This window comes from Janthinobacterium sp. SUN100 (assembly GCF_030397705.1).
GTDB classification, from domain to species: Bacteria; Pseudomonadota; Gammaproteobacteria; order Burkholderiales; family Burkholderiaceae_D; genus Janthinobacterium; species Janthinobacterium kumbetense.
Map to the genome: position 1 here is coordinate 413,477 of NZ_JAPUBU010000001.1, position 21,944 is coordinate 435,420.

At 68.2% G+C, this 21,944-nt stretch carries 20 protein-coding genes; 9 read left to right on the top strand and 11 right to left on the bottom strand.

What is annotated here, in order from left to right:
* Window positions 1-21 precede the first annotated feature (21 nt).
* Entirely contained in the window at window positions 22-522 is a 501-nt protein-coding gene (locus tag O0881_RS01615; protein ID WP_251349222.1) for a VOC family protein, read from the top strand.
* Here O0881_RS01615 and O0881_RS01620 read toward each other — a convergent pair.
* The 3 genes from O0881_RS01620 to O0881_RS01630 form a co-directional block, all read right to left on the bottom strand.
* Complete coding sequence (locus O0881_RS01620) at window positions 519-3,014, bottom strand: TonB-dependent siderophore receptor (RefSeq protein ID WP_289909803.1); 2,496 nt, start codon at window positions 3,012-3,014, stop codon at window positions 519-521. The two genes, O0881_RS01615 and O0881_RS01620, sit on opposite strands and share 4 nt — an antisense overlap.
* 66 nt (window positions 3,015-3,080) lie before the next feature.
* Window positions 3,081-4,028, bottom strand: coding sequence for a FecR domain-containing protein (locus tag O0881_RS01625; protein ID WP_289909804.1), 948 nt, complete (start codon window positions 4,026-4,028; stop codon window positions 3,081-3,083).
* Window positions 4,025-4,531: a sigma-70 family RNA polymerase sigma factor gene (locus O0881_RS01630; RefSeq protein WP_289909806.1), complete on the bottom strand. Its 507-nt coding sequence runs from the start codon at window positions 4,529-4,531 to the stop codon at window positions 4,025-4,027. Before O0881_RS01630 ends, O0881_RS01625 begins: the two co-directional genes overlap by 4 nt.
* Before the next feature lie 175 nt (window positions 4,532-4,706).
* On the opposite strand from O0881_RS01630, the gene purT reads away from it, so the two are divergent.
* Genes purT through O0881_RS01650 form a run of 4 tightly spaced genes read left to right on the top strand, consistent with a single transcriptional unit; the run spans window position 4,707 to window position 7,898 of the window.
* Window positions 4,707-5,939 carry a formate-dependent phosphoribosylglycinamide formyltransferase gene (gene purT, locus O0881_RS01635; protein ID WP_289909808.1) on the top strand — a complete coding sequence of 411 codons (1,233 nt, stop codon included), beginning with the start codon at window positions 4,707-4,709 and terminating at the stop codon, window positions 5,937-5,939.
* A gap of 43 nt (window positions 5,940-5,982) precedes the next feature.
* Entirely contained in the window at window positions 5,983-6,696 is a 714-nt protein-coding gene (locus O0881_RS01640) for a DUF6058 family natural product biosynthesis protein (RefSeq protein ID WP_289909809.1), read from the top strand.
* Window positions 6,693-7,139 carry a DUF6678 family protein gene (locus tag O0881_RS01645; protein WP_289909811.1) on the top strand — a complete coding sequence of 149 codons (447 nt, stop codon included), beginning with the start codon at window positions 6,693-6,695 and terminating at the stop codon, window positions 7,137-7,139. The genes O0881_RS01640 and O0881_RS01645 overlap by 4 nt, the downstream gene beginning before the upstream one ends.
* 15 nt (window positions 7,140-7,154) lie before the next feature.
* A complete protein-coding gene (locus O0881_RS01650; RefSeq protein ID WP_289909813.1) occupies window positions 7,155-7,898 on the top strand; it encodes a hypothetical protein in 744 nt (247 codons plus the stop codon).
* Here the strand turns inward: O0881_RS01650 and O0881_RS01655 are convergent.
* The 6 genes from O0881_RS01655 to O0881_RS01680 are packed head-to-tail and all read right to left on the bottom strand — an operon-like array spanning window position 7,885 to window position 12,571.
* Window positions 7,885-8,583, bottom strand: coding sequence for a tetratricopeptide repeat protein (locus O0881_RS01655; RefSeq protein ID WP_289909814.1), 699 nt, complete (start codon window positions 8,581-8,583; stop codon window positions 7,885-7,887). The genes O0881_RS01650 and O0881_RS01655 overlap by 14 nt on opposite strands.
* Entirely contained in the window at window positions 8,580-9,851 is a 1,272-nt protein-coding gene (locus O0881_RS01660) for a glycosyltransferase (RefSeq protein ID WP_289909815.1), read from the bottom strand. The genes O0881_RS01655 and O0881_RS01660 overlap by 4 nt, the downstream gene beginning before the upstream one ends.
* Complete coding sequence (locus tag O0881_RS01665; protein WP_289909816.1) at window positions 9,845-10,738, bottom strand: hydrolase 1, exosortase A system-associated; 894 nt, start codon at window positions 10,736-10,738, stop codon at window positions 9,845-9,847. The genes O0881_RS01660 and O0881_RS01665 overlap by 7 nt, the downstream gene beginning before the upstream one ends.
* Window positions 10,735-11,595: a hydrolase 2, exosortase A system-associated gene (locus O0881_RS01670; protein ID WP_289909817.1), complete on the bottom strand. Its 861-nt coding sequence runs from the start codon at window positions 11,593-11,595 to the stop codon at window positions 10,735-10,737. The genes O0881_RS01665 and O0881_RS01670 overlap by 4 nt, the downstream gene beginning before the upstream one ends.
* Window positions 11,592-11,837, bottom strand: coding sequence for a phosphopantetheine-binding protein (locus O0881_RS01675; protein ID WP_099668090.1), 246 nt, complete (start codon window positions 11,835-11,837; stop codon window positions 11,592-11,594). The genes O0881_RS01670 and O0881_RS01675 overlap by 4 nt, the downstream gene beginning before the upstream one ends.
* Complete coding sequence (locus O0881_RS01680) at window positions 11,816-12,571, bottom strand: hypothetical protein (protein WP_289909818.1); 756 nt, start codon at window positions 12,569-12,571, stop codon at window positions 11,816-11,818. Before O0881_RS01680 ends, O0881_RS01675 begins: the two co-directional genes overlap by 22 nt.
* A 186-nt stretch (window positions 12,572-12,757) precedes the next feature.
* On the opposite strand from O0881_RS01680, the gene O0881_RS01685 reads away from it, so the two are divergent.
* From O0881_RS01685 to O0881_RS01695, 3 genes are read left to right on the top strand one after another with little or no spacing between them, the layout of a single operon-like run.
* Window positions 12,758-14,353: an acyl-CoA ligase (AMP-forming), exosortase A system-associated gene (locus O0881_RS01685; protein WP_289909819.1), complete on the top strand. Its 1,596-nt coding sequence runs from the start codon at window positions 12,758-12,760 to the stop codon at window positions 14,351-14,353.
* The gene (locus O0881_RS01690) at window positions 14,350-15,606 is read left to right on the top strand and encodes a pyridoxal-dependent decarboxylase, exosortase A system-associated (protein ID WP_289909820.1); all 1,257 of its coding nucleotides are present in this window, start codon (window positions 14,350-14,352) and stop codon (window positions 15,604-15,606) included. Before O0881_RS01685 ends, O0881_RS01690 begins: the two co-directional genes overlap by 4 nt.
* Window positions 15,603-17,570, top strand: coding sequence for an asparagine synthase-related protein (locus tag O0881_RS01695; RefSeq protein WP_289909821.1), 1,968 nt, complete (start codon window positions 15,603-15,605; stop codon window positions 17,568-17,570). The genes O0881_RS01690 and O0881_RS01695 overlap by 4 nt, the downstream gene beginning before the upstream one ends.
* On the opposite strand, the gene O0881_RS01700 is transcribed toward O0881_RS01695, so the two are convergent.
* Both O0881_RS01700 and O0881_RS01705 read right to left on the bottom strand, forming a co-directional pair.
* Window positions 17,479-18,414 carry a polysaccharide deacetylase family protein gene (locus O0881_RS01700; RefSeq protein ID WP_289909822.1) on the bottom strand — a complete coding sequence of 312 codons (936 nt, stop codon included), beginning with the start codon at window positions 18,412-18,414 and terminating at the stop codon, window positions 17,479-17,481. The two genes, O0881_RS01695 and O0881_RS01700, sit on opposite strands and share 92 nt — an antisense overlap.
* Window positions 18,411-19,697, bottom strand: a complete 1,287-nt coding sequence (locus tag O0881_RS01705) for a putative O-glycosylation ligase, exosortase A system-associated (RefSeq protein WP_289909823.1) — start codon at window positions 19,695-19,697, stop codon at window positions 18,411-18,413. The genes O0881_RS01700 and O0881_RS01705 overlap by 4 nt, the downstream gene beginning before the upstream one ends.
* Before the next feature lie 152 nt (window positions 19,698-19,849).
* Here O0881_RS01705 and O0881_RS01710 point away from each other — a divergent pair, with 152 nt between their 5' ends.
* A complete protein-coding gene (locus O0881_RS01710) occupies window positions 19,850-21,934 on the top strand; it encodes a glycosyltransferase (RefSeq protein ID WP_289909824.1) in 2,085 nt (694 codons plus the stop codon).
* Window positions 21,935-21,944 lie beyond the last annotated feature (10 nt).

The following is a 21,944-nucleotide window of genomic DNA, read 5'->3' on the forward strand; positions in this document are numbered from 1 at the left end:
TCTACTTCGGCCAAGGGAGACATCATGCACAGCGTACAGAAGATTACCCCATGTTTATGGTTCAACGGCAACGCCGAGGCGGCGGCCCGGTTTTACACTGAAATATTTCCCAATTCAAAGATCGGCCAGATCCTGCGCTACGGCGAAGAGGGCAGGGAAATCCACGGCCAGGAGCCGGGCAGCGTGCTGACGGTGGCCTTCGAGCTGGACGGCCAGACGTTCACGGGCTTGAACGGCGGCCCCCTGTTCCAGTTTTCCGAGGCGATCTCGTTCCAGGTCAATTGCGAAACCCAGGACGAGGTCGACCATTACTGGCGCCTGCTGTCCGAAGGGGGGCCGCCGGAAGCGCAGCAATGCAGCTGGCTCAAGGACCAGTTCGGCGTGTCCTGGCAAATCGTGCCCACCCTCATGATCAAGCTGCTGACCGATCCCGATCCCGTCAAGGCCGGGCGCGTGATGAAGGCCATGATGGGCATGAAAAAGATCGACATTGACGAGATCAAGCGGGCCTACGCCGGTTAGAAGCTGGCCCGCAAGGTCAGCTGCGCGTTGCGCGGGTCGCCATAGTAGCCGCTGCCATACAGGCCGTAGCCACTGTAATAGCGCTTGTCGAAGACATTATTGATATTCAGCACGGCACTGAGCCGCTTGCTGAACTCGTAGCGCGCCATCAGTCCCGCCACGCCAAAGCTGCCTTCGTCGGCGCGCGCCGGCACGTCGCCCGTCAGGACGGTGTGGTAATACGTCCGGCCTTGCCAGTTGATATTGCCGCCCACGCTCAAGCGGCGCCAGTCGCCGCCCAGGCGGTAGCTGGTCGCCAGCTTGACGCTGCGTTCGGGGCGCGTCGTGTCGATGCGCTGGCCATCCTTGTCGCGCGGGTGGCTGAACGTCGCGCCCGCCTGCACTTGCCAGCCCGGCAACAACTGGCCCGCCACTTCCAGCTCCACGCCGCGCGTGGTGGTGCCGTTGATGGGCCGGTAGACTTCCCGTTCGTTGGCGTCCGTGCCCACGTAATCGGCCAGGTTGTCTTGCTGGATGTGAAAGATGGCCACGCTGGCGTTCAGCTTGCGCTCGAAAAACTCGCCCTTGATGCCGCTTTCCCAGGATTTGCCCGTGGTGGGCGGCAGCGCCCTGGCATTCGCGTCGCTGACCGATTGCGGCTCGAAGATGCTGGCATAGCTGAGATACGCGGAATACGTGCCGTTCAAGTCGTAGACGGCGCCCGCATACGGCACCAGCCGGTGTTTTTCCTTCGCGTCGTCGCGGCCCGTGCCGCCCCAGCCGTAGATCAGGTCGCCCGTGCGCTCATAGCTGTTCAGGCGGCTGCCGACGATCAGCGACAGACCATCGGCCGGCTTGAAGCGGGCCGCGCCGTACGCCGCGTACTCCTTGAAGCTGTATTTTTGCGTCAGGCTGACGGCCATGCTCGCCGGCAATGGCACATTGTTGTTCCAGTGGCGGTAATCGATTTCCACATTGCCGCCGCCATACGCCAGGTAGTCGGACGTGCGGTGACTGGCGTTGACGCCCAGCACCAGCTCATGCTGGCGGCCCAGCCACTGGAATGGTCCCGTCGCATATGCATCGAGGGAATTGCTGTCGATGACATAGGTTTTCGCGCCGCGCTGCACGGTGGCCAGGCCCGTGGCCGGGTTTGGATACGGCCCCCAGCTGATGATGTTCGCCTGCAACTGGTCCGTATCGCCTTTCCAGTGGCTCGCTTCCGCCTTGACTTGCCAGCCATTGTCGAACAGGTGCTCGGCGGCGGCGAACACGCGCGTGCTGGTGCTGCCCGCGTCCGTCCAGCGCGCGGCGGGGTTGAAGGCGCGCGCGAACCGCGTGCGGCTGCCATCGGCGTAAAACAGGGGATTCTGGCCGAACGACGACCCCTTCGAATCGATTTTCTGGTAATCGATGCCGGCCAGCACGCGCGTGCGAGGCGTCACATCGGCCTCGATGACGCCGTACACCACGCTCTTGTCCTGCTGGTAATAGTCGATGTAGGAGCCATGCTCCTGGTGCGCGGCCACCAGGCGCGCACGCACGGAACCGTCCGCATTCAAGGGGCCGGAGACATCGGCTTCCGCGCGGTAGCGGTCCCAGCTGCCGATGCCCGCCTGCGCATACGCCTGGAACTGGCGCGTGGGTTTCTTGCGCACCAGGTTGACGGCACCGGCCGGGCTGCCCGCGCCGCTCATCAGGCCATTCGCGCCGCGGACCACTTCCACCCTGTCATAGATGGCCATGTCGCGGATGCCCAGGCCGTTCGAATTGGTGCTGAAATCGAAGGTGGGCACGCCGTCGTACTGGAAGCTGTTCAGGCTGAAGCCGCGCGCATAGTAGTTATAGCGCTCCGTATCGTCGTGCGAAACGGTCACGCCCGGCGTCTGCTGCAGCACGTCGGCCAGGCTCAGGACGCCCTGGTCATCCATCTGCTGGCGCGTGATGACGGTCAGCGATTGCGGCGTTTCGCGCGGCGACAGGGTAAAACGCGTGGCCGTGCCGGCCAGCGCCGCCGCATAGGCGCCGCTGCCTTCCGTTTCCAGCACCGGCTCGCCGCCGGCCGTGACCGTGATTTCGGCCAGTTGCTGCGCGCCATCGGCCGCCGCGTTCGCGGACCTGGGCAGCGGGCGCAGGACGAAATCGTTGGGCGCCAGCCGCAGCGCCGCCAGGCCGCTGCCGGCCAGCAGCGCATCGAGACCGGCCGCGGCGCTGTAATTGCCGGCCAGGCCAGCCGTGCGCAAGCCGCGCACCTCGGCCGCCTGGTAGGTGAGCGTCAGGCCCGCCTTGCGCGCCAGCTGTTCCAGCGCCGCATCGAGCGGGCCGGCGGCGATCTGCAGGGCATACGTGGCGCTGGCGCTGCTGGCCTGCGGCGGCTTGTGCTGGGCCAGGACGGGCGCCGCGCCGAGCAGCAGCAGGGCGCCAGCGACGGCGCCGGCCAGGCGGGAGCGGGCAGGAAAGCGGGCGGGAAGTGGTGGGAATGGCTGGGGGCAGGGCAGGAAAGAGTGGTTCATAATCGCTATCAAGTTGGGGGGTATCAAGCTGTATGCCGTGTGGCCAGCCCGATCCCCTCATCTTTTTTACGCTTTTTTCAGCGTGACCCAGAAGCGCGTGCGGTACACGGCCACGATGGGCTGCGTCTGCAGCAGCACGCGCAGGGCCCGCTCGGGGTCGTCCAGCTGGAAGACGCCGGAGACGGGCAAGCTGGCGATATCGGCGTCGCACAGCAGCAAGCCGTGCCGGTGGCGCGCCAGTTCGGCCACCAGCTGGCCCAGTGGCATGTCGCGCGCGGCAATCACGCCGTCGAGCCAGGCGGCCGGATCGTCATGCGCCGGTTCGCGCCAAGTGCGCGCGCCATCCGTCACGACGCTGTCGCCGGCCCGTACCAGCACGGGACTGGCCACGCCTGTACCTGCCTGCAGCTGCACCGCATGCTCCTGCACGGCCAGGCGCGTCAGCATGCCGTCGGCACCGGCGAGACGGCGCACCGTGAAGCGCGTGCCCAGCGCCAGCATGCGCGCTTCGCCCGTGTCGACAAGAAACGGCCGGTGCTGCGGGTCGGCTTGCGTGGTGACGGCCAGCTCGCCATGCAGCAAGGTCAGCAGCCGTTGCTTGCCGTCAAAGCGCAGCCTGACGGCCGTCCCTGCATTCAGGTGCAGCAAGCTGCCGTCCGGCAGGCGCGCGGCCAGGCGTTGCCCCGTGCCCGTGCGGTAGTCGGCCTGCGTGTCGATGGCGAACCAGGCGGCCGTGCCGGCAAAGCCGATGCCGGCCAGCACTTTCAAGGCTTGGCGGCGCTGGCGGCGGCGCGCCAGGCTGGCGTCGAGGGTGGCGCGGCTCGCTTCCGGCGGCAAGCCCGAGAATTGATGGCCGATGGCGGCCAGGCGCTGCCACGCCTGTTCGTGGCCGGGATCGGCATCGCGCCAGCGCTGCAGCGACTGCAGGGCGTCCGGCGTGGCGCCATGCATCTGCAGGCGCACGGCCCAGGCGATCGCTTGCTCGACGGGGTCATCCTGCAAGGCGGCCGTCACTGGAAATACACGCGGTAGCAGGCGCGCCAGGCGCTGGCCAGGTCGCGCTCGACGGTGGCCAGCGAGACTTCGAGCCTGGCGGCGATGGCGGGGCCCGTCAAGCCGTCCAGCTGGGCCAGCAAAAAGGCCTGCCTGGCGCGCGGCTTGAGGGCGTCGAGCGCCGTATCGAGGCGCACCAGGGTGTCGATGATCAGCAGCCGCGTTTCGGGCGACGGCGCCGTCTGTTCGGGCAGGGCGGCCAGCGCCTGCAGGTAGGCGTATTCCACGTCGCGGCGCCGGTAATGGTCGATCACCAGGCCTTGCGCGATGCGCGTCAGGTAGGCGCGCGGTTCGCGCAGGGCCGGCTGCGGCCGTTCGCGCCGCTGCAGCAGGCGCAGGAAGGTGTCGTGCGCCACGTCGGCCGCATCGGCGCCGCAGCCCAGCTTATGCCGCAGCCAGCCCTGCAGCCAGCCGTGGTGGGCGCGGTACAGGGTGGCAAGGTCGGGCGGTGCGGCAGGGTTCATGGCGGCAAGGACGATGGACGACGACAGTTAATTGAGAATCATTCTCAATTATTGCATTGACTGCGGGCGCTGGCAAGTGCCGCCGCCAGCGCCTGCACGGTTGGCGTACCCTGTCCAAGCGGGCCGGCATTTGTTATAGTCCCAGCCATCTTTCCATCCGCCTACAGACCCTGCCATGACCACTAGCACCACCAGCAGCACCATCGCGCCCCGCACCTTCGGCACACCGCTGTCGTCCACCGCCATCAAAGTCATGCTGCTCGGTTCCGGTGAGCTGGGCAAGGAAGTGATCATTTCGCTGCAGCGCCTGGGCGTGGAAGTGATCGCCGTCGACCGCTATCCGAACGCGCCGGGCCATCCGGTGGCGCACCGCTCGCACGTGATCGACATGAGCGACGGCGTGGCGCTGGCCGCCTTGATAGCCCTGGAAAAGCCGGATCTGATCGTGCCGGAAATCGAAGCCATCGCCACCGATACCCTGGCGGCGCTGGAAGCGGCCGGGCAAATCACGTGCATTCCGAACGCGCGCGCGGCCGTGCTGACGATGAACCGCGAAGGCATCCGCACCCTGGCCGCCGAAACCCTGGGCGTGGCGACGTCGCCGTACCGCTTCGCCAGCAGCCTGCAGGAGTTGCAGGATGCATGCCGGGAAATCGGCTTCCCGTGCGTGGTGAAACCCGTGATGTCGTCGTCGGGCAAGGGCCAGTCCAAGCTCGATGGCGCCGCCGAGGTGGACGCGGCGTGGGCGTATGCGGCCAGCGGCAGCCGGGTCGATACGGGCCGGGTCATCGTCGAGGGTTTCATCGACTTCGATTACGAAATCACCCTGCTGACGGTGCGCGCCGTGGGCGCTGCGGGGCAGGTCGAGACGCAGTTTTGCGAGCCGATCGGCCACTTGCAGGTGCACGGCGACTACGTGGAATCGTGGCAGCCGGCCCGCATGGCGCCGCTGGCGCTCGAACGCGCGCGCGAGATCGCGCGCAAGGTGACGGACAACCTGGGCGGCCTGGGCCTGTTCGGCGTGGAACTGTTCGTCAAGGACGACATGGTGTGGTTCTCGGAAGTGAGCCCCCGTCCGCATGACACGGGCATGGTCACCATGGCCAGCCAGGTGCAGAGCGAATTCGAGCTGCACGCGAAAGCCATCCTCGGCTTGCCCGTCAACGTGGCGCTGCGTTCGCCCGGCGCCTCGGCCGTCATCTATGGCCAGCTGGAAGCGAAAGGCATCGCCTTCGAAGGCGTGGCCGACGCCTTGAGCGTGCCGGGCGCGGACTTGCGCCTGTTCGGCAAGCCGGAATCGTTCGCCCGCCGCCGCATGGGCGTGGCGCTGGCCACGGCCGACGATATCGACACGGCCCGCGCGCGCGCCGTGCTGGCCGCGTCCAAGGTCAAGCCGGTGGCGCCGTAAGCGTGTTGGCCGAAACCACGGTCATCCACATGGAAGCCGGCGCATGACGGAACTCGATCATTATCTCGCGCAGCACTATCTGGACGAGATGCAGCTGGCGGCCGCCGCCGCCATGACCATGGAAGAAATCGACGCCCTGATCCAGGCTCGCCTGGTTCCCGCGCCGGCATACGTGGTCGATGCCAGTGGCAATCTGTGCTCGTTCGTCTTTGGCGCCATGGCGGCGCCGGGGGCCAGGGCCGGCCGTTATTTTCCACCGTCCCAGCTGGCCTGGATCGCCATTGCGCGTGACGCTGTTGCCGGCGATGCGGAAACGGCGCAAGCGCGCCTGCAGGCGCAATTTGCGTCGCGCTACGGGGCCGCGCTGGCGACCCTGAACCTGACGACCTGGCGCCTGCGCGACAGTTTCGACGACAGGGGCGCGCCGATCGCGGAGGGCTTGCGCGCCCGCACCGACAGCGCCTGGATGTATTTCTTGAACGGCACGTTTTCCCTGTGCGTGGCCAATCCCATGTCCGAGGCGCACATCGCCTGGAAGGAAGTGCTGCAGGAAAAGCTCGCGCAGCAAAGCGGGAATGGCAGCAAGACGCTGTTGCCGCAAGCGCAGGCGCAGCAGATGCATGCGCTGATCGATGCCTATGCGGCGGCCGCCATGCCTTTTTCGCCCATCGAATACGCCTTGAGCAGCCGCAAGCGCCTGGTCGAGGATCTGCGGGCGAACCTCCGCGTGAGCGACGCGCAGGAGACGCCCGCATGACGGCATCAGCGACGCATAGCCTGCCGCAGGCCGATGCGGGCGGCGACGACGTCAAGCGCAAGCTGCGCGGCCACATCGCGCGGCGCAACCTGGCCGGCGCCGCCAACGACTGCAAGTGGAACGCGTTGCTGGCCTTCATGCGCGGGCAGCCCGATTGGGCGCCGTCCTACCGCTACGGCTCCGTCACCGGCTACGTGTCGCGCTGGGATACGGAATGGGATTACCACCCGCCGTTCCCGTTCATGGGCGTGGAATGGTTCGACATCAGCCTGTACTCGGAAGAACACGTGGGCATGCTGCTGCCCAAGAAAATCATCGACCACGGCGTGTGGATCGTGCCGGAACTGGCACGCATCGGCTTCGATTTCGAGGTGCGCGACCGGGTGGCGCGCATCTGGGGCTATCTGCCCCGTTCCTATCATGACTTTCCACCTGCCGACTAATTCAAGAGTATTCCCATGTCTCAAAACGAACACGATATTCCCCAGGTAGCGCAACCGGACGACGCCGTCGTCGGCAAGGAAGCGGGCGCGCGGATGCTGGCTGCGGCCTGCGCCGCGCGCGACGCATTCTATGCCACCCTGGGCACTGTAGATGCCGACGTGCTGGCGCCCCTCGTCAATCCCGCCTTCATGGGTGGCCCGCGCTGGCCATCGTTGCGCCAGGCGTGGCGCGTGATCCGCCGCGCCGAGTCGATCATTCTCGCCAGCGATGGCTTGAGCGATCCGTTCGAGGATGACGACGATGTGTTCGTCCCGCGCGGCCACCTGCTGGAAGTGTGCATCGAAGCGCCGCTGTCCGCCTTCGATGGTCAGGCAGTGGCGCAATCGTGGCTGTTCGACGTGATTTACCAGGTCAGCCAGAACGTGGCCGACCACGGTTCCATCGATTTGCTGGTGCAGCGCCACGGCAGCGTGTCGATGGTGCTGGACGTGCAGGATGCGCCCAAGGGACTGGAAGACGAAAACGAACAGGTGGGCGTGCTGCTGGCCCAGGGGGTGGCCACCATTCCCCCATCCTTCGACACGCCGTACGGCGAAGTGATGCTGCTCACCGCCACCGTGCTGCAGGCGGCGGAACTGGCGCACATCGGCAATGCCGCCGACAAGGCGCAGTCGCGCCGCGACCTGGCCGCCGCGCTGGCCGCGTCGCCGACCGGACATGCGAGCGTGGCCGGGCGGCCCGCCGTCATTCCCCGCTAGGCTGTTCGACCGGCGGCACGGCCGGTTCTGTCGCTGCCGTCGCTGCTTCCTTGGCTTCCATGACGGCCGGCGGCGGTTCTTTCCACTTGCCCGCCGCCTTCAGCTTGTTCTTCAGGCCCGGCAAGGGAAAGCCCAGCGCGTAGGCTTTTTGCGCGTGCGCGCTGGCCTTGTCGTACTCCTTCTTTTTCACGTACATCAAGCCCAGGTTGTACTGGATGGTGGCCTGGTCGGGCGCCAGGCGGCTGGCAGCGTCCAGCTGTTCCAGCGCCGCCGCGTCCTGTCCCGTGGCCAGCAGGTAGCTGCCGTACACCATGCGCGCCGTCACGTCGTGCGGCGCGAAGGCGATCGCCCGTTCGAAGTAGCAGTTGACCGTGTAGCGGGCGCCGACGGGTTGCGCGCTTTTCAGCCGCAAGCCGAGTTTTGCCATCGACGCCAGCGCCCGGTGGTGATTCGGGAAGTGCTCGAGCGTGTAGCTGATGTCGCCGCCCAGGCTGGTCGTCATGCCTTGCGTGAGCGTTTCCACGGCGCGCGAAAAATGGAATTTCTCGACCACGGACAGGCCGGAACGGTCTTCCTCGCTCGTGTAGTCGCCGCCCGGCGTGTGTTTGACGTAGGGCGGGCATTCGGCCGCGCCGGCATGGGCGCAGCAGGCGGCGAGGGTGCAGGCAAGCAGGCGATGCTTCATGTCGGGCTCCTGTGACTGACCTGGTCCAGCAAGGCGGCCAGGGCGTTGCTGCGGGCTTGCCGCGATTGCAGGGCGATGGCGGCGGGGCTGGCCAGCGGCGCCTGGCCTTGGCGCGCCAGTTCCAGGAAGCGCAGCAGGGCGCGCGCGCAATCGCCGCTGGAGGCCAGCTGGCCGATGGTGTCGATGCCGCAGTGGCGCAGCTTGGCCGCGCTGTCGCCCGCCGCGTCGGTCAGCGCGAGGATGGGCCGGCGGCAGCGCAGGTATTCATACAGCTTGGCGGGAATCTGCCCGTTGCAATTGGCCGCCTGCAGCAGCAGCAAGCCGTCCGCGGCCTGCATTTCCTGCAGCGCCGCGCCGTGCGGTTGCAAGGGTTCCAGGCGCACCAGGTCGAGGATGCCGTATTTCGCCAGCAGGCCCGCCAGCCACGCATCGTGGCCCGTGGCGCGCAGCACCAGCTGGAAATTGCGCGCATGCAGCACGCCGTCGCGGCGCAGCCGGGCCAGGGCTTCGAACAGCGCTTGCGGATCGCGCTCGGACGGGTAGATCACGCCGCTGTGCAGCAGCAGGAAGCGGCCGCGCTGGCCCGCGCGTTCTTGGGTGTCCGCATAGCCGTCTTCATCGTAACCGTTCTCGATCAGGTGGAAACGCTCGCGCGCCACCTGCGCCAGGCGCCGCTGGTGCGCCGCGATGGCGCCCGGCGTGGTGCAGACGATGGCGGCGCTGCGCGCTGCGATGCGCCGTTCGATCCACGCATGCATGCGGTGCAGGCGCGGCTCGGGCGGATACGGCGCCTGCGGGTCGCTGTCGTCCAGCATCGGGTCGCGCTGGTCGGCGATCCACGGCAGGCCGCTGAGTTTTTGCAGGGTCAGCGCGATTAAATGCGCCGTGGCGATCGGGTATGTCGACCAGATGGCGTCGGGACGGTAGGCGCGGATCATGCGCAGGCCGGCCGGCACGGCGCTCAGCCACCAGGAACTCCAGCGGTCGGGCAGCGCCAGGCAGCGCGGATAGCGCCCGCCGACGGCGAAATGGCGCGCCGCATCCAGCGCCAGGGTGCGCCGCACGGTGGCTTGCGCGCTGGCCTGCGCCAGCTGCGTATCGCCCCGCTGCGCATACGCGCTGGCGCTGGGGCTGAGCACGAGCGGCTGCCAGCCGCAGTCGGGCAAATGGCGCGCAAAGCCCAGGGTGCGCAGGATGCCGCTGCCGCCGGCCAGGGGCGGAAAATGGTAGGCGACCATCAGCACCCGTTTTGGTCGGGCCGCTACCATGACTGCAGCCACCGTGCGCACAGCTGTTCGACCGCGCCGCGCCAGGCGGCGCTGGCAAACGTGTGGTTGGCGCCGTCGACCTGCGCCTGCGTCCATTGCGTGCGGGCGGCCACGGCGCGCCACGCCGCGTCGCCTTCGAGCAGCGCCTGCCACTCGCGCGCGCCCAGGTCGTCGCCGCTGAGGATCAGCAAGACCTTGCCCTGGAATTGCGCCAGTGCCCGCAGCAGGGCCGGCGCGGGCGCGTCGTCTTCCTGCGTTGCCTGCGCCTGCCCCCGCGTGGCGGCCGCCACCTGCCGCAGCGACGCCAGGCTGGCGCCCAGCCGCAGTCCGCCTTTGGCCAGCTTGCGCCAGAAATCGCCTTGCAGCAGGCGCCCCAAGTAATAATGGCGCAAGGTGGCGCGCGCCAGGCCGGCGCTGCTGCGCACCCACGGGTTGAGCAGGACCAGCGCCTTGACGCGCGCGTCGCGCGGCGCATGGCAGGCGGCGGCCGTGGCGCCGTCGCACAAGCCCCACAGCGCCACTTCGCGCAAGGCCGGCACGGCGTCGAAGAATTGTGCCAGCGCGCCGGCGATGTCGGGACCGGCGGCGCGGTAGTCGCGCGCGCCGCCCTCGCTGTCGCCCATGCCGCGCAAGTCGAAGCGCAGCACGGGCCAGCCTTGCGCGGCCAGGGCGCGCGCCAGCAGGACGAACTGGCGGTGGCTGCCGACCCGGTACTGCGGCCCGCCCGTGACGATCAGGACGCCGCGCGGGCCAGGCGCATCGGGCAGGCTGAGGATGCCGGCCAGGCGCGCCTGCGTCTCCTCGTCTTCGGCTGCGCTGCGAAAGCGCAGGGCCAGCTCGCGCACGGCGTGCGCCGCGGGGTGCTGCCGGCTGCCGTCGCGCTTCATGGCGGGGGCCTTTCCTCGTCGAGCCAGTCGCGGCACAGTTCCCGCGTGGCGTACAGCAGTTGCGGACACGCGAGCAGCTCGCCGCTGTGCCAGAACGGGCCGTCATCGAAGCTGGCCACGTGCACGGCGGCGCCGCGTTCGCGCCATTGCCGCGCCAGCAGCGGCGGCGACCAGGCGTCGGCCTGGTCTGCCGCGCGGTAATCGAGCCAGTAGACGGGCACGCAAGGCAGCAGCGTCGACGCGTTGACACCGTCGATGGCCTGCGCCAGTTCGGGCGCCAGCAGGTAGCCGGCCACTTCCACAGGCTCACTTTCCGCCAGCGCGGCGCGCGCCTGGCCGGGCGCTTCCTGTGTAGTCCCGGCCAGCATGTGGGACGCCAGGCGCAGGCGCAGGAAGCGGTCGATGCTGCGCCGTCCGTCGAGTTCCGGTTGCCACAGCAGCAAGCGCGCCAGGGGCAGCGGCGCGCGGCTGGCGAAATCGAGGGCCAGCAGGGCGCCCAGGCGCAAGCCCCATACGCTCAACGGGCCGTCGACCCGCTGCGCCAGCCACGCGCAAGCCAGGTGCAGGTCGTTGTGCCAGATGTCCCAGCGCGCTTCGCCAAAGTCGCCGCTGCTGTCGCCGCAGCCGAACAGGTCGATCTGCAGCACGCTGTAGCCGGCCGCGGCAAAGGCGCGCGCCTGCGCGGCGGCCACGTGGCGGCTCTTGTTCAGCTCTTCCGCGAACGGATGCACGTAGAGGATGCCGCCGCGCGCGGCCTGGCCCGGCGGCGGCAGGTGCAGCAGGCAGTAGCGCTGGCCGCCGCTGGCGGGCAGGAAGAAGGGCAGCAGCGGCAGGGCGTCGAGGGCAGCGCGGTTCATGCCCGCAGCTTTGCAAACACGAAATCGTGCAGGGTGCCCACGGTGGCGAAGTGGCGCGCATGGATGTCGTCGTCGGCGACCGCGATGCCGAAATGGTCTTCCAGCGCGGCGATCACGCCGATCACGGCCATCGAGTCGAGTTCCGGCACGCTGCCCAGCAGCGGCGTGTGGGCTTCCAGCACGCGCCCGTTCAAGCCCAGCGTCGTGTCGAGGATGTGCTTTACTGCTTCAAGATGCGGCATGTCAGCTCCAGGGAAGGGTAGTGCGGCAGGGAAGACGTATCGAAGGCCAGGCAGGGAATATCGTCGGGACGGCGCGACAGGTGCAGATACGGCGGCAGGCTGGCGGCCATCGCTTGCCAGCGCCCGCAGCGAATGAAGGTGGCCGTGCCCAGCGCGTGCGTGCCCAGGCGCGCATGGGCGCCCAGCGAGGCGCGGTTGAAGCGCGAGATGCGGCTGCACGTCCAGCGCACGCCCTGCGCGTGCAGCACGGCGTTGGCTTCCTCCCACAGGCGCGCGAAGACGAGGCCGCCGCGCCGCTCGGGATGCACCCACACGTCCAGGTCCCACGACGACTGCTGCGACGCCAGCGCATAGCGGGCGCGCACCTCGTCTTCCTGGCAGCCGTGGCGCAGCAGCCAGATCCAGCCCAGCATGCCCGACGCGTCGCGCGCCACCAGGCATTGCGCGCCTTGCCGGTAGCGCTCGCGCAGGGCGCCGGGCCGGCGTTCGGGACCGGGCGGCAAGTCCGCTTCCGCCAGGCAGGGTGTCACCTTGATCGACTGGCCGCGTCCGCGGCACAGCGAACCGGGCGCCACGGCCTGCGCGACGAACTGGTAGCGGTACAGCGCGCAGCGTCCGCCCGGCGCCATCGCCAGCAGGCGTGCCACGGCCAGCCAGGCGCTGTCGCGCCAGCCCAGTTGATCGAGGCTGGCGGCCAGTCGTTGCAGCAGGGGAAATTGCGGGGACAGGGCCATGGCGGTAACGGATGGGGCGGCTATGCAGCCAACGCTGTCCATTAGAGCGCAGCGGCCAGCGGCGGTCTTGCGCCGGCTCAAGCTGTGTTGCTGAAACTGTTAATTGATCAAAATCAAGACCGCTGTGGCCGTTTGTCTGAATCATAGGGGAATGCATGGCAATCATGGCAACCCGGGGATGACACGATGGCGACACTGATACACGATCTGATCTTTGAAACGGCGCAGCGCACGCCGCAGCCGCCGGCCCTGTCGTGGCAGGGTGAGGAAATGCACTATGCCGCGCTGGCGCAATCCGTGCGCGAGGCGGCCGGCGCCTTGCTGGCCCTGGGCTTGCAGCGTGGCGCGCGCGTGGCCGTGTACCTGGAAAAACGCCCGGAAAACGTCAGCGCCATGTTCGGCGCGGCGGCGGCCGGCGGCGTGTTCGTGCCCGTCAACCCGCTGCTCAGGCCGGAGCAGGTGGCATATATCCTGGCCGATTGCAACGTGGACATCCTCGTCACCTCGCGCGAACGCCTGGCGCAGCTGGGCCCCGCGCTGGCCGCCTGCCCGGACTTGCGCACGGTGCTGCTGACGGGCGAAGCGCTGCCGGAATCGCGCCTGGGCAAGGTGCGCGTGCTGGCGTGGACCGCCGTTCCCGCCAAAGTGCCCGCGCCCCGGCCGCATGCGGCGATCGACGCGGACATGGCCGCCATTCTATATACCTCGGGCAGCACGGGGCGGCCGAAAGGCGTGGTGCTGTCGCACCGCAACATGCTGGCGGGCGCGCTCAGCGTGTCGGGCTATTTGCGCAATACGCCGCAAGACCGCATCCTGTGCGTCCTGCCGCTCAGTTTTGATTACGGCCTGAGCCAGCTGACGACGGCGTTTGCCAGCGGCGCCTGCGCCGTGCTGATGAATTATCTGCTGCTGCGCGATATCGTCGAAGCCGTGGAGCAGGAAGCCATCACGGGGCTGGCCGCCGTGCCGCCGTTGTGGGTGCAGCTGTCGCAGCTGAGCTGGCCCTTGTCCACGCCCTTGCGCTACATCACCAATTCGGGCGGCGTGATGCAGCGCGCCACGCTCGACCGGTTGCGCCAGTCGCTGCCGCGCGTGCAGGTCTACCTGATGTATGGCTTGACGGAAGCGTTCCGCTCCACGTATCTGGCGCCGGAACAGCTGGAGCGGCGCCCCGATTCCATCGGGCAAGCGATCCCCAACGCGGAAGTGCTGGTGCTGCGCCCGGACGGCAGCGCGTGCGACACGGACGAGCCGGGCGAACTCGTGCACCGTGGCGCGCTGGTGGCGCTCGGCTACTGGAACGATGCGGCGCGCACGGCCGAGCGCTTCAAGCCGCTGCCGCCCCAGGCGAGCGGCCTGGTGCTGCCGGAACTGGCCGTCTGGTCGGGCGACACGGTGCGCCGCGATGCGGACGGCTACCTGTATTTCGTGGGCCGCAGCGATGACATGATCAAGACCTCCGGCTACCGGGTCAGCCCGGCCGAGATCGAGGAAGTCGTGTATGCGAGCGGGCTGGTGGGCGAGGCGGCCGCGCTGGGCTTGCCCCATGCCGTGCTGGGCCAGGCCATCGCCTTGCTCGTCACGCCCGCGCCGGGCGTCGTCTTGCTGCGCGACAGCGTGCTGGCCGCCTGCCGCGCGCGCCTGCCCAGCTATATGGTGCCGCTGTGGGTGGATATTCGCGACGGCGTGTTGCCGCGCAATCCGAACGGCAAGATCGACCGCCCCTTGCTGGCCAGGGAACTGGCGCATGCATATGCGGTCCAATCAGGAGATGCGGCATGAAGGACTTGATACGCTCGAACAATACGGAATTGCCATCGCACCAACCGCTGCGCCAGTTCGCAGTGGAAAACGACATGCTGCAGATCGGCGGTGTTTCCCTGCGCCGGCTGGCCCAGCGGGTGGGCAGCACTCCGTTTTATGCCTATGAGCGGGCGCACATCGCGCGGCGCGTGGCGGATTTGCGCGCCGCCTTGCCCGCCGGCGTGCACGTGCATTACGCCATGAAGGCCAACCCCATGCCGGCCGTGGTGCAGTGGCTGGCGGGGCTGGTCGACGGCATCGACGTGGCGTCCGGCGGCGAACTGGCCACCGCGCTCGATACGCCCATGCCAGCCGAACGCATCAGTTTTGCGGGGCCGGGCAAGAGCGATGGGGAACTGGCGCGGGCCGTGGCCGCTGGCGTGCTGGTCAATGTGGAATCGGGCGCCCAGCTGGAACGCCTGGCGCTGGCCAGTGAACGGCTGGGCCTGACGGCCAGGGTGGCCGTGCGCGTGAATCCCGATTTCGCCTTGCGCCACACGGGCATGCGCATGGGCGGCGGGGCGCAGCCGTTCGGCGTCGATGCGGCCCTGGTGCCGGCGCTGCTGGGGCGCATCGGCCAGCTGGGACTGGATTTTCACGGTTTTCACCTGTACGCGGGTTCGCAAAGCCTGTCGGCGTCAGCCTTGGCCGAGGCGCAGGCGCTCAGCGTGCAACTGGCCCTGCAACTGGCCGACAGCGCGCCGTCGCCCTTGCGCACCCTGAATATCGGCGGCGGCTTCGGCGTGCCGTATTTTCCCGGCGACCAGGCGCTGGACCTGGCGCCCGTGGCCGAAGGCTTGCAGCGGCAGCTCGCCATCCTGGCACAGGAAGCGCCCGGCGCGCGGCTGAACCTGGAACTGGGACGCTATCTGGTAGCCGAGGCGGGCGTGTATGTGTGCAAGGTGCTTGAACGCAAGGTGTCGCATGGACAGGTATTTCTCGTGACGGATGGCGGCTTGCATCATCACCTGGCCGCATCCGGCAACTTTGGCCAGCTGATCCGCAAGAATTACCCGGTCGCCATCGGCAACCGGCTGCTGGGCGGGCCGCGCGAAGTGGCGTCCGTCGTGGGGCCGCTGTGCACGCCGCTGGACTTGCTGGCCGATCAAATGGAGATGGCGCGCGCCGAGGAGGGCGACCTGGTGGTGGTGTTCCAGTCGGGCGCGTACGGCTTGACGGCCAGCCCGACGGCGTTTCTCGGCCATCCGCTGCCGGCCGAGGTGCTCGTATGAGCGGCCTGTGCGGTTGGCTGGCCGCGCCTGGCGGGGTGGCGCACGGCGCTGCCAGCCTTGCCGCCGCGCAGGGCGGCACGGCGTCCGATGGCGCCGCGTCTATAGCGCTGGCAGGCATGGCGGCGCCCCTGTCGCGTTTCGATGGCGCGCCGCTGGTCAGCAGCTTGAGCGAAGTGGGCGGCGTGGCCGTGGCCGCCATTGACGGCAGCCGCCATGTGTATCAGCAAGATGGCTTGCAAGTGGCCCTGTGGGGCCGGCCCGAGCTCGACGGTTCGGCCGACGACGTGGCGTGCCGCCTCGCCTCCCTGTGGCTGAGCCGTGGCGTGGCGGCTTGCGCCAGCCTGTCCGGCCCCTTCGCGCTGGCCATCCTCGACGCCTTTTCCGGCTCGGCCCTGCTGGCCGTGGACCGCGCCGGCATGCATCCGCTCAGCTATGCGAGCAATGCGCAAGGCCTGTTCTTTGCCTCCTCGGCGGACGCCTTGCTGGCCCATCCGTCCGTGCGGGGCGCGCTCGATCCGCAGGCCCTGTATCACTACCTGTACTTCCACATGGTGCCGGGCCCGGCCACGGCTTACCTGGGCCAGCAGCGCCTGCTGCCCGGCGAATACCTGCATATGCGGGGTGGCAAGCAATGCAAGGGCAGCTATTGGCAGCTGGCCTTCCAGGAGCCGGCGGCGCGCACGCGGGCCACCTTCGCCAGCAACAAGCAGGAATTCCTGCGCCTGCTGCGACTGGCCGTGGAAAGCAGCCTGGGCGCGGATGGGGCGGACACGGGCGCGTTTCTCAGCGGCGGCACGGACAGTTCCACCCTGGCCGCCATCATGGGGCAGGTGACGGGCCGGCCCGCGCGCACGTATTCCATCGGCTTCGACTTTCCCGGCTATGATGAAATGGCGTATGCGCGCCTGGCCGCCAGCCATGCGGGCAGCCTGCACCATGAACGCTATGTGACGCCAGGCGACGTGCTGGCCGCCATCCCCGCCATGGCGGCCATTTTCGACCAGCCTTTCGGCAATGCCTCGGCCATTCCCGCTTACTATTGCGCGCAGATGGCGCGCGAGGATGGCGTGACGCGCTTGCTGGGCGGCGACGGCGGCGATGAACTGTTTGGCGGCAATGCGCGCTATGCGCACCAGGCCTTGCTGTCGCAGTACGAGCGCTTGCCCGTCATCTTGCGCCAGGCCATCATCGAACCGCTGCTGTTCCGTGAACAGACAGGTAAACCGTGGAGGCTGGGCGACAAGGCGCGCCGCTACATCGAGCAAGCCAGCTTGCCGTTGCCGGCCCGCCTCGACGGCTATAACTTGCTGCTGCGCCATGGTTACCGCACGGTGCTGGAAGCGGGCTTCATCGACACCATCGACCCCGGCATGGCGCCTGGCTGCGTGAATGGCGCGTATTGGGAGCGGCAAGGCCAGGGCTTGAGCCAGATCAATGAACTGCTGGCCCTGGACATGCGCTTCACCCTGGCCGACAACGACTTGTTCAAGGTGCGCAAGGCGTGCGAGCTGGCCGGCGTGGAAGCGGCGTTTCCCTTCCTGCACGATGCGATGGTGGCGTTTGCCGCGCGCCTGGCGCCGCGGGACAAGCTCGACGGACAAAATTTGCGGCCGTTCTTCAAGCGGGCGCTGGCCGAGATCTTGCCGCCGGCCATCGTGCGCAAGAAAAAGCACGGCTTCGGCCTGCCGTTCGGCCAGTGGCTGCACAGCCACGTGCCGCTGCGCGAGTTTGCCTTCGACAACCTGACCCAGCTGCGCGGGCGCGGCATCGTGCGGCCCGCCTTCATCGACGATCTGCAAGGGCGCTTGCTGGCGGAACACCCGGCCTATCACGGCACCATGGTGTGGCTGCTGCTGATGCTGGAACAGTGGCTCAGCCAGCATCCGGGCGCGCTGGGTGCGCTTGCCGGCGGTTTTGCCGCATGCGCCACAGAAACGCCAGCCGTCCTCGATCCCACGGCGTAAAGCGGGGCAGCTGCAGCAGGTCCAGATCCGCGCCGGGGCGCGCCACGCCCCAGTCCGTCGCGACGGCCGCCTGGAAACCGAGGCGCTTGACCATCGCCACGTGCGGCGCGCCATAATCGCGCCCGGCCTTGCCGTTCGGATAGGCAAACAGGGTGACGGGCGCCTGGACCAGGCTTTCCAGCTGCTGCTTGCCATTCGCGATGTCCAGCTGCGCGGCCCGCTCCGCCAGGGTCGATAGAATCGGATGGCTGGCCGTATGCCCGCCCAGCGTCATGCCGGCCCCGTGCAGCTGGCGCAGTTGCGCCGTGCTCAGCATGGCTGGCGCGCTTGCCCGGGCGCCCGCCTGGCGGCGGATCTGCATGGCCAGGCGCTGGCGCTGCGCGAAGGGCAGGTATTTGAGCCGGCCCAGCAAGGTGGCGACGGCCGCCTGCCGCTGCGCCAGGGTGGCGACGGGGAAGGTGCCCAATTCCTGTGCGCGCAAGTCCAGCACGGCGCCTGGCGCCTGGCGCACGGCGTCGATCACCGTGTCGTTCCACATCTGTCCCCCGTCCAGGTAGCCCGTGGCGATAAAGAACGTGGCGTGCAAGCCGTGGCGCAGCAGCAGCGGCAGGGCGACTTGCGCATTGTCCGCATAGCCGTCGTCGAAAGTGATGCAGGCGGCGCGCGGCGGCAAGCTGCCATCCTGCAGGCGCCGCACGGCGTCGCCCAGCGGCAGCGGCGTATAGAAACGCTTTAACAGGCGCAACTGGCGCTGGAACAGGGCCGCATCGACTTCGCCGGGAAACAGCGGGTCGGGCCGCGCCAGCACGCGGTGGTAGATCAGGATGGACAAGGCGGCTGTCATGGCTGCTCCGCGATGGCCGTGCGGGGCTTGGCCTGGCGCGAGGTCGGGGCCGGCGCCTGCTGTTCGACGACGATGCGCGTGGCGATCAGGGCGGCCATCAGGTAGTACGGCATGTCGAAATACAGCAGGCTGAGGAAGGCGCCGCCCACGGCAAAGCCGATCAGGCTGGCCTGGCTCATGGTGGCCAGGCCGTGCGCCCAACGCAATTCCGGCTTGCCCCGCGTGCGGCGGATGATGGCGGCCGCCGTGCGCCAGGTGGCGATGCCCAGCGCCAAGTAAATCAGCAAGCCGATAAAGCCGTGTTCGCCCAGCGCCTGGAAGTAGATGCTGTGCGCCGCGTGCACATCCATGGGGTTCGGCGCATAGCGGGCGAAGACGGCGGCGTCGGAGACGTCGAAGCCGCCGCCGGAAAAGCGGTCGCGCGCCAGGTTCCAGGCCATGCGCCACGCATTCAGGCGGCCCATGGCGGATTCGTCGTCCTGGTAGGTATTGATGGTGTCCATGCGTTCGGCCCAGCGCTCGGGCATGAAGGCCAGCAACAGCGGCGTGACCGCGGCGAGCAGCGCGCCCAGCACCAGCTTGCGGTCGCTTTTCAGCCACATGAACAGGCCCATGGCGGCGATGGCCAGCAAGCCGCCGCGCGAATACGAGCCCAGCGCGGCGAGGGCCGACAGCAGCATGGCCCCGGACAAGCCGTGGCGCAGCCAGCGCCGGTCCGTGTTTTGCTGCAAGTAATACATGAGGGGGATGGTGATGATCAGGGCCAGGGCCAGCGCGTTGTTATCGCCGATAAACGTATCTTCCGGCCCCCACACCCGTTCCGTGCCGCCGCTGCGGATGGTGAAGATGCCGCCTTTCACGCCGTAATAGCCGATCGAGCCCACCAGCACCCAGACCAGGCGCACGATGTCGCGCCGCGAGCGTATCACCATCATCACGACAAAGCTCATCAGCATGATCTTCATGACCTTGTTCCACTGCACCCACGACGACTGGGGCAGCAGGGCGAACGGCGCCGTCACGTTCATCCACGCGACGAACAGCAGCAGCAGCACGCTGACGGGGGTCAGCGGCAGGTTCTTCGGTTCGCGCGTCATGAGCAGGCCGAGCAGGGTGGCGATGGCGATGATGAAGGCGAACGGCATGTGGGTGGCGAAACCCCAGCCCTGCGTGTGCGGGTTCATGACGCTGACCCAGACCCACATCAGGCCGCCGATGGCCGGCGCCTTCAGGATGAAGGGCAGCGAACCCAGGATGATGACGGTAATCAATATGTCGCGCATGAAGGGGGACGCTCCTGGTGTTGCCCGGCTTGCCAAGGTCTTGATGCCTGTCAACGGGCCGGCGGGCAGGCTCAGTACACTGGTTCAATACCGCCCGGCGTTGTTGAAACTGCCAATCAGTTTTGTCATGGTAAGACCAAGGAGGCATGTCCTTGTTGACCGTTCTCATGGCGACCTACAATGGCGCCGGCACCTTGCCCCAGGTATTGCGCGCCTACATGGGCTTGCAGTCGCCCAGGGGCGGCTGGCGCCTGGTCATCGCCGACAATGGCAGCACCGACGCCACGGCCCGGGTGATCGCCGACTTTCGCGGCCGCTTGCCCTTGAGCTATATCTACGTGGCGCGGCGGGGACGCAGTCCCGCTCTGAACGGCGCCGTCGAACATGCCCTGCGCCAAGGGGGGGATGGCGGCGAGCTGTTCGTGTTTGGCGACGACGACGCCATGCCCGCATCCGACTGGCTGTGCCGCCTGCACGACAGCGCGCGCGCCCACCCCGGCTACGCCCTGTTCGGCGGCGCCATCGTGCCCGCCTGGCGCGAGCAACCGGAGGAGTGGCTGCTGCGCCTGACGCCCGTCGGCTTGACGTGGGGCATCACCAGCGCCGACTTGCGCGACGCCCCCATCTATCCTGGCCTCGTCTGGGGCGCCAACATGGCGATACGCCGCCGCATCTTCGAGGCGGGCGCCCGTTATGACGAAAGCATCGGCCCGCAGGGCGCCAATTACGCCATGGGCAGCGAAACCCGGCTCAACCTGGAGATGCATGCGGCCGGCAACCCTTCCTGGTTCTGTCCGCGGGCGCAAGTGGCGCACATCATCCGTGCCCCGCAAGTGCGGCGCGCCTGGATACTGCGCCGCGCCATGCTGTTCGGCCGGGGCCAATGCCGGCTGGCGACCTTCGCCCCCAGCGTGGAGTTGCTCGGCGTGCCGCGCTGGATGCTGGGCAGATACGTGCGCGATACCCTGGGCGCCGTGCGGGCCTGGCTGCGGCGCGACCACGCCGACCTGTTCCTGCGCCAGTGGGAACGGGCCTGGCTGCGCGGTTTCTTCCACGAAGCGTGGCGGGGACGGCGCAAACGCTTGCCGCGCATCGTCATCAGCAGTTATTCGGGCGAGCTGGGCGGCATGGAACTGCGTATGGCGCAAGAGGCGAAGATGCTGGGCGCGAACGGTTATGACAGCGTGCTGGCCCTGCGGCGCTTTCCCGGTTTTACTGCCTGGGCGCAAGGCTTGCGCGCGCAGCAGCTGCAGGTGCGCGTGTATGAGCCGCCCTTGTTTCTCGAACACTGGGCCTGGCGGCGCTGGAACTGGCTGCGCGCCAGGGTCACGGGCGCGTGGCGGCTGCGGCGGCTGCGGCCCGATATCGTCCACGTGGCGTTTTGCTGGACCAGCTATGGCGCTTCCATCCTGTGGCTGGCCCGGCAATGCCGGCTGCCGGCCGTGATCAGCGTGCACAATGCGTTTCCCCTGGAACCGTTCAGCGACTGGCAGCGGCCCCGGCTGCAGGAAGCGTTTCGCGCCGTCAAGGGCGTGTATGCCGTGTCGGCCTCGTCCATGCAGCATTTCCTCGACCTGTACCGCGACATGCTGGCGCCGGACACGCGGCTGGCCGTGATTCCAAACGGCGTCGATACGGAAACGTTCATCGTCTCGCCGGAACGGAGAATACTGGCGCGCCAGCAGCTGGGGCTGCCGCCGGACGCGCTCGTGCTCGGCTGCGTGGCGCGGCTTTCCGCACAGAAGCGCCCGCAAGCGCTGCTGGCCCTGTTCGCCCGCCTGGCGCCCCGGTTTCCCCATTTGTATCTGGTGTTCGTAGGCACGGGGCCGCTGGATGCCATGCTGCGGCTGCAGGCGCAACAGACTGGCTTGCAGGACAGAGTCGTGTTTGCCGGTTTCCAGCAGCGTGTCGAATGGCTGATGCCGGCCTTCGACCTGCATGTGCTGCTGAGCAAGAACGAAGGTTTCGGCATCGCCACCATCGAAGCGATGGCGTGCGGCGTGCCGGCCGTGGGGACGGATGTGCCGGGCACCCACGATATCCTGCACGACAGCGTCGGCGGCTTGCTGCTGCCGCTGGACGATGAGCACGCGGCCTGCGCGGCCGTGGCGCAGCTGCTGATGGATGCGCCACGGCGCGCCCGCATGGGACGGCTGGCGCGCGAAGAAACCGTGCAGCGCTATTCGATGCCGCGCCTGGAGCGCCAGCTGCGCCAGTTCTATGCCGGCCTCGTGTAGGCGCCGGTCA